General features: G+C 69.9%; 14 protein-coding genes and 4 pseudogenes. 13 read left to right on the forward strand and 5 right to left on the reverse strand.

The window, feature by feature from the left end:
• Nucleotides 1–164: 164 nt before the first annotated feature.
• Nucleotides 165–516: pseudogene (locus tag RKD23_RS04765) on the forward strand (pyridoxamine 5'-phosphate oxidase family protein); the annotation flags it as partial.
• Here the strand turns inward: RKD23_RS04765 and RKD23_RS04770 are convergent.
• The 4 genes from RKD23_RS04770 to RKD23_RS04785 are packed head-to-tail and all read right to left on the reverse strand — an operon-like array spanning nucleotide 503 to nucleotide 3075.
• Nucleotides 503–742 (reverse strand): hypothetical protein, encoded by a 240-nt coding sequence (locus RKD23_RS04770; protein ID WP_424852467.1) that lies wholly within the window; start codon nucleotides 740–742, stop codon nucleotides 503–505. The pseudogene RKD23_RS04765 and the gene RKD23_RS04770 overlap by 14 nt on opposite strands.
• Nucleotides 718–1503, reverse strand: a complete 786-nt coding sequence (locus tag RKD23_RS04775; protein ID WP_424852468.1) for a hypothetical protein — start codon at nucleotides 1501–1503, stop codon at nucleotides 718–720. Before RKD23_RS04775 ends, RKD23_RS04770 begins: the two co-directional genes overlap by 25 nt.
• 13 nt (nucleotides 1504–1516) lie before the next feature.
• Nucleotides 1517–2509: a hypothetical protein gene (locus RKD23_RS04780; RefSeq protein WP_424852469.1), complete on the reverse strand. Its 993-nt coding sequence runs from the start codon at nucleotides 2507–2509 to the stop codon at nucleotides 1517–1519.
• Between the two features lie 23 nt (nucleotides 2510–2532).
• Nucleotides 2533–3075, reverse strand: a complete 543-nt coding sequence (locus RKD23_RS04785) for an acyl-CoA dehydrogenase family protein (RefSeq protein WP_424852470.1) — start codon at nucleotides 3073–3075, stop codon at nucleotides 2533–2535.
• On the opposite strand from RKD23_RS04785, the gene RKD23_RS04790 reads away from it, so the two are divergent.
• Nucleotides 3057–4115 carry a magnesium and cobalt transport protein CorA gene (locus RKD23_RS04790; protein ID WP_424852471.1) on the forward strand — a complete coding sequence of 353 codons (1059 nt, stop codon included), beginning with the start codon at nucleotides 3057–3059 and terminating at the stop codon, nucleotides 4113–4115. The genes RKD23_RS04785 and RKD23_RS04790 overlap by 19 nt on opposite strands.
• Nucleotides 4116–4227: 112 nt before the next feature.
• Here RKD23_RS04790 and RKD23_RS04795 read toward each other — a convergent pair.
• A pseudogene (locus RKD23_RS04795) lies at nucleotides 4228–4392 on the reverse strand (pirin family protein); the annotation flags it as partial.
• Nucleotides 4393–4611: 219 nt separating this feature from the next.
• On the opposite strand from RKD23_RS04795, the gene RKD23_RS04800 reads away from it, so the two are divergent.
• The 11 genes and pseudogenes from RKD23_RS04800 to RKD23_RS04850 all read left to right on the forward strand — a co-directional run.
• Complete coding sequence (locus tag RKD23_RS04800) at nucleotides 4612–5640, forward strand: tyrosine-type recombinase/integrase (protein WP_424852472.1); 1029 nt, start codon at nucleotides 4612–4614, stop codon at nucleotides 5638–5640.
• A 459-nt stretch (nucleotides 5641–6099) separates the two neighbouring features.
• The gene (locus RKD23_RS04805; RefSeq protein ID WP_424852473.1) at nucleotides 6100–6465 is read left to right on the forward strand and encodes an Hsp20/alpha crystallin family protein; all 366 of its coding nucleotides are present in this window, start codon (nucleotides 6100–6102) and stop codon (nucleotides 6463–6465) included.
• 312 nt (nucleotides 6466–6777) lie between these two features.
• Nucleotides 6778–7941 carry a 4Fe-4S dicluster domain-containing protein gene (locus tag RKD23_RS04810; RefSeq protein ID WP_424852474.1) on the forward strand — a complete coding sequence of 388 codons (1164 nt, stop codon included), beginning with the start codon at nucleotides 6778–6780 and terminating at the stop codon, nucleotides 7939–7941.
• Nucleotides 7938–8396, forward strand: coding sequence for a Crp/Fnr family transcriptional regulator (locus RKD23_RS04815; protein WP_424852475.1), 459 nt, complete (start codon nucleotides 7938–7940; stop codon nucleotides 8394–8396). The genes RKD23_RS04810 and RKD23_RS04815 overlap by 4 nt, the downstream gene beginning before the upstream one ends.
• A complete protein-coding gene (locus tag RKD23_RS04820) occupies nucleotides 8393–9208 on the forward strand; it encodes an FAD/NAD(P)-binding protein (protein ID WP_424852476.1) in 816 nt (271 codons plus the stop codon). The genes RKD23_RS04815 and RKD23_RS04820 overlap by 4 nt, the downstream gene beginning before the upstream one ends.
• A gap of 2 nt (nucleotides 9209–9210) precedes the next feature.
• Nucleotides 9211–9969, forward strand: a complete 759-nt coding sequence (locus RKD23_RS04825) for an oxidoreductase (protein ID WP_424852477.1) — start codon at nucleotides 9211–9213, stop codon at nucleotides 9967–9969.
• On the forward strand, nucleotides 9966–11297 hold the full coding sequence (locus RKD23_RS04830; protein ID WP_424852478.1) for a Ni/Fe hydrogenase subunit alpha: 1332 nt from the start codon (nucleotides 9966–9968) through the stop codon (nucleotides 11295–11297). The genes RKD23_RS04825 and RKD23_RS04830 overlap by 4 nt, the downstream gene beginning before the upstream one ends.
• 10 nt (nucleotides 11298–11307) lie before the next feature.
• On the forward strand, nucleotides 11308–11928 hold the full coding sequence (locus tag RKD23_RS04835; protein ID WP_424852479.1) for a CBS domain-containing protein: 621 nt from the start codon (nucleotides 11308–11310) through the stop codon (nucleotides 11926–11928).
• Nucleotides 11925–12936 (forward strand): annotated as a pseudogene (gene hypD, locus RKD23_RS04840) (hydrogenase formation protein HypD). Before RKD23_RS04835 ends, hypD begins: the two are co-directional and overlap by 4 nt.
• Complete coding sequence (locus RKD23_RS04845; RefSeq protein ID WP_424858446.1) at nucleotides 12933–13142, forward strand: hypothetical protein; 210 nt, start codon at nucleotides 12933–12935, stop codon at nucleotides 13140–13142. Before hypD ends, RKD23_RS04845 begins: the two are co-directional and overlap by 4 nt.
• Nucleotides 13085–13297, forward strand: a pseudogene (locus RKD23_RS04850) (hydrogenase expression/formation protein HypE); the annotation flags it as partial. The gene RKD23_RS04845 and the pseudogene RKD23_RS04850, both read left to right, overlap by 58 nt.
• Nucleotides 13298–13307: the final 10 nt, after the last annotated feature.

Consider the following 13307-nt stretch of genomic DNA (forward strand, 5'->3'; position numbering starts at 1 on the left):
AAGGCGTCCGCGGCCCGTCGTGGAGGCGAAGGCCGCGGTGCTCAGAGCGAGGACGTCGACGCCTCGCCGGTAGGGCCGAGAGGCGGCCGGTTGCCGGGCCGAACGCCCCCGGGCCACGACGGGGCCGATGGTCCCGATCCGGCGGGCCGATGAGCCCGATCCGGAGGGCCGTTGGTCTCCGCCGCGCTCCGGCACAGATCCGTCCCGTCAACCATGTGATGGACGGCGAGGACATCGTCATCCGCACCCACACGGGCGCCGCCCTCGCCCTGCGGACGGGGGCGGCGGGCGGCGGGCGGCGAAGGCGTCGTCGTCGCCTACGAGGCCGACTGCAGCGACCCCGACAGCCACGCCGGCTGGAGCGTCGTCGTCACCGGCTACGCCCACCTCGTCACGGACCCCGGCGAGTTGGCCCGCTACCAGGCGCTGCTCCACCCCTGGCTGGACCGCGGCATGGACCACGCGATCCGTATCCACCCGGAACTGCTGACGGGCCTGCGGCTCACGGCCGCGTGACCTCGAGGCACGCCCGCACCTCTGCGAGGAGGCTCGGGTAGTCCTCGCCGTAGGCGGTCACGGCCGCGTGCACCGCGTCCAGGGCCGCCCGGAGGGGGTCCGGCTCGGCGGCGGCGAGCAAGGCGGGGAGCGCCATGTGCGGCTGGGACAGCCTGAGGCCTCCGGTGTACGACGTCGTCCCCAGGGCCCCCGACGACTCGATCAGCGCGGCCGCGGGGCCGGCCACCTGCGCGGGAAGCCGGACCTCGGGTGTCCGCGACGGCTCGGGCGCCACCGCCTGGGCCACCGTACGGTCGGGGACGCGCGGGTCGCTGTCCAGGGCCCGCCACATGCGGTCCGGGGCGTCGAACGGCGGCGGCAGCGGACGCCCCTGGTCCAGCGCGGCGAGGCCCGCAGCGATCCAGTCCAAGCCGCTGAGGCCGGCCACCTCGCACGCCCGGCGCGCCGCCAGCACGGCCACGGCACGCTGGAGGGAGGGCCGGCGTCGTCGAGGGCGTGGACGAGGGCCGGGTCGAAGGGGAGCAGCCCCTGCACATTGCCGCCGACCTGGCGCAGGGCCCGGCTCGGCAGTCGGCCGCCCCACTCCCCTCGGGCGTGGGCGAGCAGGCGCTCCCTCTCCTCGTCCCCCTGCGTGAGGCGGGCACGCCGTTCGGCCTCGGCGCGTTCGGCGGGGGTGGGAGGGAGCGGTTGCTCGGCGGCGTAGCCGTGCCAGTAGGCGGCGATCCGCGCGGTCTGCTTCAGGATGCGGTCGGGTGCGGGCGGGGCGGGCCAGAACTGCAGGAGGTAGTGGTCGTACGGCGCCTCGGCGTCCCCGCGGGTGTCGGCCTCATGCGCCTCGTCCATGCCTCTGGCGCAGTAGCGCACCCGGAGGTCGGCCTCCTCCAGACCCAGCGTCCAGGAGTCCTCCGCCGCCCACTGCACGAGCAGGCTGGTGTCCGAGAGGGGCCGGTAGGACGCCTCCACCACCTCCTCCCACACCGGGTCCAACGGCGGGGCGTGGTCAGGCCTCCGCCCCCATCATCGCCGCGCCGAACCCGCCCAGGACCTCTTCGATGCTGAGCTCGGTGGCGCCGGCCGGGGCCGTGGGCTTCTGGCCCTCGCTCATGCGCACCACCAGGCCCAGCTTCTTCACCTTGGCGTTCTCGGCCAGCTTGGCGAGGTCGACACGGACCTCGGTCAGTTCGCCGTTCTTGAGCGTGAAGTCGGCCGTGACGTCGGTGTTCGGGGCGTCCTTGAGTTCCTTGTCCGTGGGCAGGTCCATGCCCGGGGGCAGGCTCTTGGCGAACGGGCGGATCTCGCCGAGGAACTCCGTCATGAGGGTGCGGAACGGAGCCGTGGCGGTGATGTGCTCGGAGCCGTCCTTCTCCCCGGCGGTCTTGAAGTCGACCTCGCCGGCGACGGTCTTGCGGAGCGCCTCCAGCAGTTTCTTCTGCGTCTTGGCGTCGAGGGTGGGCTCCGGCTCGGGCTCTGCGCCGGGCTCGGCACCCATCTCGGCGGTGGTCTCCTCCATCTTCTTGGTGTCGAGTTTCACCCACTCGCCTTCGAGCACCTTCTTGAGCCCGCCCGCCTCCGCGGGCAGGTCCTCCGCGGACGGGACGGGGGCGCCCAGTGCCTTGCCGACGGAGTCCATGTCGGAGCGGATGTAGGTGTAGTCACCGACGATCCGGTACTCGATGAGGTCGCCGTCCTCGGTGCTGACCTTCATGGCCATACCGACGTAGTCCTTCTCCCCGGACTCGTCGATCGGCTTCCTCGACTGCACGGTGACACTGATCTTCGCGCCGCTCAGCAGGTCGGCGGCCTCGTCGGGGATCTCTTCGCCGGGCTCCGGGTCCGAGGAGGCGTCCAGCGTCTTGAGGGTCTCGGCGTCGGTGTCCAGGTCGAGCTCGAAGGAGATCGTCTTCTCCTTGCCCAGCTTCTCGAAGGCCTGCTCGAGCTTCCTCCCCGCGGAGAGCTGCTCCACGGTGCCGCAGGCAGCCGAACCTGCCAGCACGGCACCGACGACTGCGGTGGCGGTCAGGGTCTTACGTATGGCGGTGATGATGGTCTCCTCGTCAGTGCGATCACGACGTGATCACCTGGGAGACCCATGGCATGGCCAAATGGTTGTCCCAAAACGTTCAGGACGACCCTGCGGCCGAGCAGGGCAAGTCCGTGGATGCCGTGGGTTCCCTCGTGGATGGGGTTGAGCCGGTTGTCCCGGCAGAACTGCTCGACGTTGTACTCCCGGGTGCAGCCGTAGCCGCCGTGCACCTGGATGGCGAGGTCGTTGGCGGCCAGGCACTGCGACGGCCAGGCCTTGACGATCGGCGTCAGAACGTCCAGCAGCAGCCGTGCCCGGGCACGCTCGGACTCCCGCTCGGCCGTGCGCTCCTCGTCGAGGAGGGGTCTTGGTGATACTGCCCGGGGTGCCCGGCGGCCCTGTGTGCCGTGCGGGTGTGACCGTCGGAGGCAACCATGGCTGTAGAGCAGGAGCGGCGCGCGCCACGCCTTGGAGAGCGACCTGCGGTGCACGTCGGCCCGACGCGAGGAGGAGCGCCATGATCGTCGACTGCGCACACTACCGCGACGGTCGCCGGCAGCAGGAGGGGCCGATGCCGCTGGAGGAGGCTGCCGCGCGCTGCACGCAGGGCGGCTTCGTCTGGCTGGGCCTCTTCGAGCCCGGTCCGCAGGAGATGGACAAGGTGCGCGAGTGCTTCGGACTGCACGAGCTCGCCGTCGAGGACGCCAGGTCCCCGCACCTGCGGCCGAAGGCCGAGCGGTACGAGGACGGAACCGAGCTGATCATTCTGCGCACCGCGCGCTACGACGACGAGCGGGAGGAGATCGACACCGGCGAGATCAGCGTCTTCCTCGCCGAGCACTTCGTGATCACTGTTCGCCAGGGCGTCGCCAGCGAACTGCACGGCGCCCGAGGCCGACTCGAACATCGCCCCGAGCTGCTGCGAGCCGGCAGTTCATCGACACTCTGGGCGATCTTCGACCAGGTGGTCGACAGCTACGCGCCCGTCGTCGCGGAACTCGACCGCGACATCGAGGAGATCGAGGCCACCGTGTTCTCCGGGGCGGTCGCCCCGACCGAACGGATCTACTTCCTGCGCCGCGAGGTCACCGACTTCTACCGTGCCGTGCACCCGCTGCTCGCCGTACTCGCCCGGCAGCTCCAGCCCGGCAAGCAACCGTCCGAGCTCCTGCCGTACTTCCACAACGTGCACGACCACCTGACGCTGGTCAACGAGGAGGTCGCCGCCCAGCGCGACCTGCTGGCCACTGTCCTGGAAGCGAACATCGCGGTGATCTCCGTCGAGCAGAACAAGATCAATCTCCGGCAGAGCGCCACGATGGAACAGCTCACGATCCTCGCCACCGTGTTCCTGCCGCTGTCCGTCGTGGTCGGCTTCTTCGGGCAGAACTTCGCCTGGCTGGTCGGACGGATCGAGAGCCTCACCGCCTTCGTCGTACTCACCCTTCTCGGCCTGCTGCTGCCGTGCCTGGCGGTGTACGTCTGGCTGCGTCGCCGGCGTCACCGGCCGACACCGTCGATGCCGGAGGTGCGCCACGATGCGGCGACGGCAGCGATGCCGACTCCTCGTTCTTGAGCGGTCCGCCGGCGAGCGTGTCCCATCCGTGCCGGGACCGCTAGGGAGTTGACGTCATGCCACGCCCCCCGCATTCCGGCTCATGCCGAGGGAGGTGTCCGCCTCCCGCAGATCAACGCACCCGACCCCGCGGCTTCAGCCGCGTCACCGGCAGCTCCGGCGCAGCCAGCGGCGCACCGTCGTACCCCTTCACCTCGCCGAATCTCGTCCCCTCCATCCAGTCCCGCCGCGCCTGCTCGATCTCCTCCTGGGACCGTCCGATCCAGTTCCAGAACATAGCGGACCCTGCTACATCAGTGCAGGTCAGCGGCGTTCCGGATCGCCGACGGTTAGCAAAGTGTCAGCATCGGTCCCGGAGGAGTCGTCAACCGTGAGTTCCACCGCCCTGGTTCGTGGGATGGGTTCGTTTTTCAAGGAGTGTGAGCATCCGCGGTCGCGGTGGTCGAGGTGTCCGCACGCGTACAAGATCCGGTACCGGTCGGCGGCGGGTAAGCAGGTGAAGGAGTCCGGGTTCTCGACCCAGGACCAGGCGATCGCGCGTTTGACGGAGATCTACAACGCGAAGAAGGCCGCCCCGCGGGGGCAGGCGAAGGCGGAGCGGATCGCGCGGTACGGGGCGATGCGGTTCGAGGAGTACGCCACGGAGTGGAAGGCCGGGCAGCGGGACCTGGGGCCGGCGTCGATGGTGCATCTGGAGTCGCTGCTGAACATCCATCTGCTGCCGCTGCTGGGCAGCCGGCGGATGAACACCTTCGACCACAAGGTCGTCGAGGGCTTCATCCAGGCGCTGGAGCGCAACGGCATCGGCCTGGCCGCGCAGGCGAACGCGTTCGACAAGCTGAAGGCGATCCTGCTGGACGCGAACCGGCTGGGCCTGTTCGACGACAACCCGGTCGCCGGGGTGAAGCCGCCGCAGTACGACCCCAAGCGGGTGGTGATCCCCTCACCCGAGCAGCTACGCGAGATACGCACCGCCGGCGACGACAGCTTCCTGCTGGTCTCCGACCTGATGAGCGGCTGCGGCATGCGCAACGGTGAAGCCTTCGCCGTGAATCTGGACAACATCGTCGCCGACGACGTCTACCGCATCACCGAACAGGTCAACCGCACCACCTGCCAGTACGAGCGGCTCAAGCACCGCAAGCCCGGCGAGTACCGCGACGTGCCCCTGCCCGCCCGCGTGCGGCAGACGATCGAGTGGTACGCCGACAAGCACGGCACCGTCGACGGCTACCTGCTGCGTCACCCGAGCGACCCGTCCCGCACGTTCCCGCACTACCACATCGCCAACCAGTGGCAGCGGATCAAGAAGGCCGGCGAGATCGACATCCCCGACGGGATGGTCGTCTACGGCCTGCGCCACTTCTTCGCCTCCAACTGCCTCACCCACAACATCCCCATCACCGACGTCGCCGAGTGGATGGGCCACAAGACCATCGAGATCACCTTCAAGATCTACCGCCACCTCATGCCCGGCTCCATCAGCAAAGCCGCCAAAATCCTCAACCTCGACCTCGCCGCATAGGACACCGCTGATCAAGGAGGTCCTTATCAAGGAGGTCCTTATCAAGGAGGTCCTTATGTCGATGAGCTGAGATTGCGCGTTACGGACACCGACCTGCCCACCCGATCAGTGGCCCTGTTGTGACACGAACCCGCTGATAAAACGGCAATGGCTTTATTAGCCCTTGCGAGACGTCAGTCGACGAGATCTGGCCGGGGCGGGGAAGATCCGGCTCGGGCTCCCGGAACCGCGCCATGCCCGGCGTGCTGACGTCGCAGGGGTAGGGATCGGCCCACCCGGCGATGACCGGATCGGCGACACCTGTGGCATAGAGAGTGCCGAGGGGAGCGAGTGGTCCACAGCGGTTGCAGGAGTGATCGGCTGGCCGGGGCCGATCGGTGCGTACAAAGGGGCCGGCTGGCTCATGCGCCGTAGCCCCCGCTGGGTGAGTCTGGATGTGCGGATGAAGAGGAGCACGTCATGAGCAGCACGATTGAACACATCCTCAGCCGGGCCACACCGCTCGAGTCGTCCGATTGGGTGGAGGCAGGCTTCCTCGAGATGGATCCGGAAACGCGCGGCGTGCACGTCGAAGAACGCCTGACGGACGGGATCTTTGTGCTGCGGGCCGAGATTCCAGGAATGGACCCTGCAAAGGACTTCTACATCACCGTTGAGAACGGCTTCCTGACCCTGCGTGCGGGGTTCAGCGAGGGGGCAACGAAGCAGAACAGCAAAGCCCGCTTCGGTCATGTCACCCCTCTGCCGACCGGGGCCCGAAGCGACCATGCGACGGCGAAGTACGAGAACGGTGTCCTGACGGTCAGGGTGCCGGTGTCGGAGTGAGAAAAGCGCCAGTCAGCACGCATGGAGCCTTGCCGGTCCTAAGGAGTCCGAAGAGGGGTCGATGAGGATGGCAAAGGTCCATGCCGGTCGTCCAACCGCTTCCGGACCCTACTGCCGACGTGATGCTCCACGGGGTCTCCGCCGAGCCGCCTCTGAGAGCGCAGACGCTCGGACTGTGACTACTTGTAACACCGAAGGGCGTTGCAACAGGATCAGCTCGGATCGAATCGCCTCTGGCGCTCCGGGAGCGGGTCGGAACGTACTGGATAGGCCGAGTCTGCGCGACCGCGACTTCGCATCCCGGAGGGGACAATGTCAGACCGCCGCACGACCGCCGTCCTGGATCGCAACGGACTCGACTTCCTGGTCAAGGCCCTGCGAGCGCAGGGACGCACGGTCGTCGGTCCGACCGTGCGGGACGGAGCGGTCGTGCTGGCCGAGCTGGCGTCGGCCGACCAACTGCCTTTCGGCTGGGGGACCCGTGTCGAGGCCGGCCGTTACCGACTGGTTCCACGTGCGGACGGCGCGGCCTTCGCGCACACGACGGGCCCGCAGTCCTGGAAGGCGTTCCTGCACCCCGAGCGGGAGAAGCTGTGGAGCGCCGACCGTACGGCCGACGGGCATCTGTCAGTCAGCAAGGACCACCCTGATCCGCCGTCGTACGCCTTCCTGGGCGTCCGCCCCTGCGACCTGCGTGCCATCGCGATCCAGGACCGGGTGCTGACGGGGGGCCGCTACAGCGACCGCGGTTACCAGGAACGGCGAACGGGGGCCTTCCTCATCGTTGCCGAATGCACCGAGCCGGGAGCCACCTGCTTCTGCGTCTCCATGGGCAGCGGGCCGGGAGCCGACGAGGGGTTCGATCTCGCATTGACCGAGATCGTGGACGAAACCGGTCATCGATTTCTCGTCCGGGCCGGCAGTGACGCCGGGGAAGACCTCTTCGCTGAACTCCCTACCCGGCCGGCCGATCACGAGACGCTGACCGCTGCACGCGACGCCGTTGACGCCGCGCGGGAGCGGATGGGCCGGTCCATGCCGCCCGTGGATCTTCGGACGCTGATGGGCGAGAGCCTTGAAGCCGACCGCTGGGACGACGTCGCCGCCCGCTGCCTGGCCTGCGGCAACTGCACCATGGTCTGCCCCACCTGCTTCTGCACCACCACCGAGGAGGTCACCGACCTCACCGGCGACCACGCAGAGCGGTGGCAGCGTTGGGACTCCTGCTTCGACCTGGACTTCTCCCACCTTCACGGCGGCCCGGTGCGCTCCTCTGCCCGCAGCCGCTACCGGCAGTGGCTCACTCACAAGCTCTCCACCTGGCACCAGCAGTTCGACAGCTCCGGCTGCGTCGGCTGCGGACGCTGCATCGCGTGGTGCCCGGTCGGCATCGACATCACCGACGAAGCCGCGGCCCTGCACGACGAACTCGCGCAGCGGCTGCGACCAGCTACACCAAAGGAGCCGGAACCATGACCTCCACCACCACCCTGGCCCGCACCCTTCCGGCCGAGCACCGCGAACGGCTGATGCGGATCGCCCGCGAGGTCTCCTTCGAGGCGGGCTCCCGCCTGTTCGAGGAGGGACAGCGCGCCAACCGGTTCTGGATCATCCGGACCGGCACGGTCGCCCTCGACCTGCACGTACCCGGCCGTCGCGCCGCCGTCATCGAGTCCCTCGGACACGGTGAGCTGGTCGGCTGGTCCTGGCACTTCCCGCCGTACGCATGGCACCTGGGCGCGCAGGCGATGAGCCCGGTGCGGGCCTACGAGTTCGACGCGCAGGCCGTACGGGCGTTGTGCGCGCAGGACGCCGAGTTCGGCCGCGCCATCGCGGTCTGGGTCGGCCAGGTGGTCGCCGACCGGCTGCACAGGTCGCGCATTCGACTGCTCGACCTGTACGCCCCGTACGGGAGCGGGAGCATGCCATGAGCGACGTGCCCCTGCCGTACCAGGTGACCCGGGTGTGGCCCGAGACGGCCGACACGGTCAGCATCGCGCTGGCACCGGCGGGCGGGGCGAGGCTCGCGCCCTTCGCACCGGGCCAGTTCGCGATGGTGTACGCGTTCGGTGTCGGGGAAATCCCCGTTTCGGTGTCCCGCATACGCCACCAAGAGCTGGTCCACACGGTCCGCTCGGTCGGCGCGGTGTCGGCGGCGCTGAGCGCGCTGCTGCCGGGTGACCACGTCGGCCTGCGCGGCCCGTTCGGCACCGGCTGGAACCTGGGCGCGGCGATGGGCCAGGAACTGCTGGTCATTGCGGGCGGCATCGGTCTCGCCCCGCTGCGGCCACCGATCGTCGCGGCACTCGCCGCCCCGCATGCCTACGGTCGACTGAATCTGCTCGTCGGTGCCCGGACCCCGGACGACGTGCTCTACGCCGGTCAGCTCCGGGCCTGGTCGGCATTCCGGAGGCTGCACTGCGTGGTCCCCGTCGACCGCCCCTCCCCCGCCTGGCGCGGCAACGTCGGTCTCGTCACCACCCTGCTGAATGACGCCGGGTTCACGGCCGGCAACACGACGGCCTTCGTGTGCGGCCCCGAGGTGATGATCCGTGCGACCGCCCGCGATCTGGTCGGCCGCGGACTCCCGCCGCACCGGATCCGTGTGTCGCTGGAGCGCAATATGCGCTGCGCCACCGGGCACTGCGGCCACTGCCAGTTGGGCGGTGTCCTGCTGTGCCGGGACGGGCCGGTGAACGACTGGGAGCGGGCCGAAGATCTGCTTGCGGTAAGGGAGTTGTGACCATGTCCTCCGCTCCGACCCTCGCGGTGTTCAAACTGGCGTCCTGCGACGGCTGCCAGCTCACGCTCCTGGACTGCGAGGACGAACTCCTCGCCCTCGCGGGCCGCGTGCGGATCGCCCACTTCTTCGAGGCCTCCAGCGCCGTGACGCCCGGCCCGTACGACCTCGGGCTCGTCGAGGGCTCGGTCACCACACCGGACGACGCCCGGCGGATCCGGGAGATCCGCGAGCAGTGCCGCGTGCTGGTGACCATCGGCGCCTGCGCCACCGCCGGCGGAATCCAGGCGCTGCGCGACTTCGCCGACGTCGAGGAGTTCCGCCGTACGGTCTATGCCCGGCCCGACTACATCGAGACGCTGGCCACCTCGACCCCCGTGTCCGCCCATGTGGACGTCGACTTCGAGCTGCGCGGCTGCCCCATCGACCGCGGTCAGCTGTTGAAGGTCGTCACGGCGTTCCTTGCCGGGCGCAAGCCTGACGTCCCGAACCACAGCGTGTGCTTCCAGTGCAAGCGCCGTGGCACGGTCTGCGTCACCGTCGCCCACGGGACGCCCTGCCTCGGGCCGGTCACGCATGCCGGGTGCGGGGCGATCTGCCCGGCGTACGGGCGTGGCTGCTACGGCTGCTTCGGTCCGTCCGGGTCGGCGAACCTGCCGGCGCTGATCCCGCTGCTGCACCGGGACGGCATGGACGATCGCGCCGTCGAGCGCGTCCTGCGCACCTTCAACGCCACCGCCTTCGCGAAGGAGGGGCAGTCATGACCCATCGAGGCTCACGAGTCCTGCGCGTCGGCTCGCTCGCCCGCGTCGAGGGCGAGGGTGCCCTGCTGCTGCGTCTGGCCGGTGACCGGGACGAGGAGGCGCGGCTGCGGATCTACGAACCGCCCCGCTTCTTCGAGGCGTTCCTGCGTGGCCGTGCCTACACCGAGCCGCCCGACATCACCGCCCGGGTGTGTGGCATCTGCCCGGTGGCGTACCAGATGAGCGCCTGCCAGGCGATCGAGGACGCCTGCGGCGTGACCGTCGACCGGTCGATCCGAGACCTGCGCAGGCTGCTGTACTGCGGCGAGTGGATCGAGAGCCACGCCCTGCACATCTATCTGCTGCACGCCCCGGACTTCCTGGGCCGCGACAGCGCGATCGTCCTCGCCCGCACCGACCGCGGTGCCGTGGAGCGAGGGCTGAGGCTCAAGCAGGCGGGCAACGCGCTCCTCGAATTCCTCGGCGGCCGGGCCATCCATCCCGTCAACGTCCGGCTCGGCGGCTTCCACCGCGCGCCCACGCGCGACGAACTGCGCCCGCTCGCGGAGCGGTTGCGCCGAGCCTCCCACGACGCCTGGGAGACCGTGCGCTGGGCGGCCGGCTTCGACATCCCCGACGCCGCCGTCGACGCCGACTTCCTGGCCCTGGCGTCCCCTGACACCTACGCCATCGAGCGGGGTACCCCGATGGTGCTGCGCACCGACGGCGACCGCACCACCTTCGAGACATCCGCCTTCCTCGACCACGTCCACGAAGAGCAGGTGCCCCACTCCACAGCGCTGCACTCCCGCCTCGACGGACGTCGCCATCTCACAGGCCCCCTCGCCAGGTTCGCGATCAGCGGGCATCTGCTGTCGTGTACGGCGCTTCAAGCGGCCCGCGAGGCCGGGCTCGGCAACGCGGTGGAGGGCCACGTGTGCCGCAATCCGTACCAGTCGATCCTCGTACGCGCCGTCGAGGTGGTGTACGCCGTGGACGAGGCCCTGCGCCTCATCGACGCGTACGAACCCCCGCCGCGCCCATACGTCGACGTCCCGCCCATCGCCGGAACCGGCCACGGTGCGACAGAGGCACCGCGTGGCCTGCTCTACCACCGCTACCGGCCCGACGCCGACGGGACCGTCACCGATGCCCGCATCGTGCCGCCCACCGCGCAGAACCAGGGCGCCATCGAGGACGACCTGGTCCGGATCGCCCAGGCGGCAATCACCAGGGGGGACTCGACGGACGAGGAGCTCACGCGGCTGTGCGAGCGGGCCATCCGCAACCACGACCCGTGCATCTCCTGCTCCACCCACTTCCTCGACCTCACCGTCGTCCGAACCTGAGGAGGCCGCGATGCCTGAATCCCCGTACACCGTGAGCGACGTGATGACGCACACCGTCGTCGCCGTCGGCAGCAAGGCGTCCTTCAAGGAGATCGTCGAGCTGCTCGCCCAGTGGAAGGTCAGCGCCCTGCCGGTACTGGCCGGTGAGGGCCGTGTGGTCGGCGTGGTCTCCGAGGCGGACCTGCTGGCCAAGGAGGAGTTCCGCGACACCGAACGGGGCGACCTCGCCGAGCGGATCAAGGCGAGCGCGCTGACGGCGGGCGACCTGATGAGCACCCCGGCCGTGACCGTGCATGCGGACGCCACCGTCGCCGAGGCCGCCCGGATCATGGCCCACAGGCACGTCAAACGGCTTCCGGTCGTCGACCGTGCCGGCCTGCTGCAAGGCGTGGTCAGCCGCAGCGATCTGCTGAAGGTGTTCCTGCGCCCCGACGAGGAGATCGCCGAGGAGATCCAGCACAGCGTGCTCAACCTGCTGCCTCCTGGTGACACGCTGAAGGCGTCGGTGACCGACGGCACGGTCACCATCGCGGGATCCCTGCCCGACCGCGGACTCGTTCCCGTGATCGCGCGGGCGGTGCGTTCCGTCGAGGGCGTCGTGGACGTCCGGCTGAATGTGACCTACCGATGAAGTACCTGGAGGAGTACCGCGATCCTGTGCTCGCCCGGCGTCTGCTGGACGAGCTGCGGGCCGTCGCCACGCGCCCCTGGCGGATCATGGAGGTGTGCGGCGGCCAGACGCACACCCTGGTCCGTCAGGGCATCGACGAGCTGCTGCCGGCCGGCATCCGCATGATCCACGGCCCCGGCTGCCCCGTCTGCGTCACTCCGCTGGAGACCTTGGACCGCGCCATGGCCATCGCCGAACGCCCAGGAGTGATCTTCACCAGCTTCGGCGACATGCTGCGGGTCCCAGGCACGGGCACAGACCTGCTGTCCCTGCGGGCGCGCGGCGCGGACGTACGCGTCGTCTACACACCGATGGACGCCGTACGCCTGGCAGCCGCCCACCCGGAACGTGAGGTTGTTTTCCTGGCGGTCGGCTTCGAAACCACCGCGCCGGCCAACGCCATGGCCGGTAGTGGGCGCGGTAGGTCTCGGTGAGGTGGTCGACGGTGGTGCCGACCACGGCCTCGTCGGCGCCTACGAGCCGATCGCCGCCCGCTACCGCGTCCCGATCGTGGTGACCGGCTTCGAGCCGCTGGATCTGCTGGAGGGGATCCTCATGGCGGTCCGGCAGCTGGAGTCCGGCCGGTATGCGGTGGAGAACCAGTACGTACGGGCCGTGCGCCGGTCCGGCAACACCGAGGCGCAGGACGCCGTCCGCACGGTCTTCCGCGTCACCGACCGGGCCTGGCGGGGCATCGGGGCGCTGCCCGACAGCGGGCTCGAACTCGCCGAGGACTACGCGCGGTTCGACGCCGCCCGCCGTTTCGCCGTGGGCGGCCTGCGCCCGGTCGAGGACGCGGAATGCATCGCGGGCGCGATCCTCACCGGCGCGCGCCTGCCCACCGACTGCACCGCCTACGGCACCCGCTGCACGCCCCGCCATCCGCTCGGCGCGCCGATGGTCTCCGCCGAGGGCACCTGTGCCGCCTTCTACGCGGCCGGCCGCACGAAGGAAGGGTCGAGGTCATGACCGTCGTATGCCCCACACCCCACCACGAGGACGAGAGAGTCCTGCTCGGTCACGGCGCCGGAGGGCGGCTCACCGCCGAGCTCCTGGACGCGCTGGTCCTGCCTGCCCTCGGCGGACCGAGCGACCCGATGGAGGACGCCGCGCTGCTGCCAACGAGGGCTGTCTGGTCGCCTTCGTCGACGCCGCAGCGGCCGAGGACGCGCTGACGGCCCTGCGCTCCCGTCCAGAAGGCGCGCAGGCCGTACGGATCGGCGAGGTGCTCCCAGAGGGACCGCGTGGACGTGTAACGCTCCGCACCCTGGTGGGCGCCCGGCGCGTCGTGGACATGCCGCTCGGGGAGCAGCTGCCCCGCATCTGCTGAAACACGGGAG

It is taken from the genome of Streptomyces sp. SAI-170 (genome assembly GCF_049739565.1).
Lineage (GTDB): Bacteria > Actinomycetota > Actinomycetes > Streptomycetales > Streptomycetaceae > Streptomyces.

Coding starts and splice junctions, on each gene's coding strand:
- RKD23_RS04790 (WP_424852471.1), top strand. CDS start 3,057: ATGATCGTCGACTGCGCACACTACCGCGACGGTCGCCGGCAGCAGGAG.
- RKD23_RS04805 (WP_424852473.1), top strand. CDS start 6,100: ATGAGCAGCACGATTGAACACATCCTCAGCCGGGCCACACCGCTCGAG.
- RKD23_RS04810 (WP_424852474.1), top strand. CDS start 6,778: ATGTCAGACCGCCGCACGACCGCCGTCCTGGATCGCAACGGACTCGAC.
- RKD23_RS04815 (WP_424852475.1), top strand. CDS start 7,938: ATGACCTCCACCACCACCCTGGCCCGCACCCTTCCGGCCGAGCACCGC.
- RKD23_RS04820 (WP_424852476.1), top strand. CDS start 8,393: ATGAGCGACGTGCCCCTGCCGTACCAGGTGACCCGGGTGTGGCCCGAG.
- RKD23_RS04825 (WP_424852477.1), top strand. CDS start 9,211: ATGTCCTCCGCTCCGACCCTCGCGGTGTTCAAACTGGCGTCCTGCGAC.
- RKD23_RS04830 (WP_424852478.1), top strand. CDS start 9,966: ATGACCCATCGAGGCTCACGAGTCCTGCGCGTCGGCTCGCTCGCCCGC.
- RKD23_RS04835 (WP_424852479.1), top strand. CDS start 11,308: ATGCCTGAATCCCCGTACACCGTGAGCGACGTGATGACGCACACCGTC.
- RKD23_RS04845 (WP_424858446.1), top strand. CDS start 12,933: ATGACCGTCGTATGCCCCACACCCCACCACGAGGACGAGAGAGTCCTG.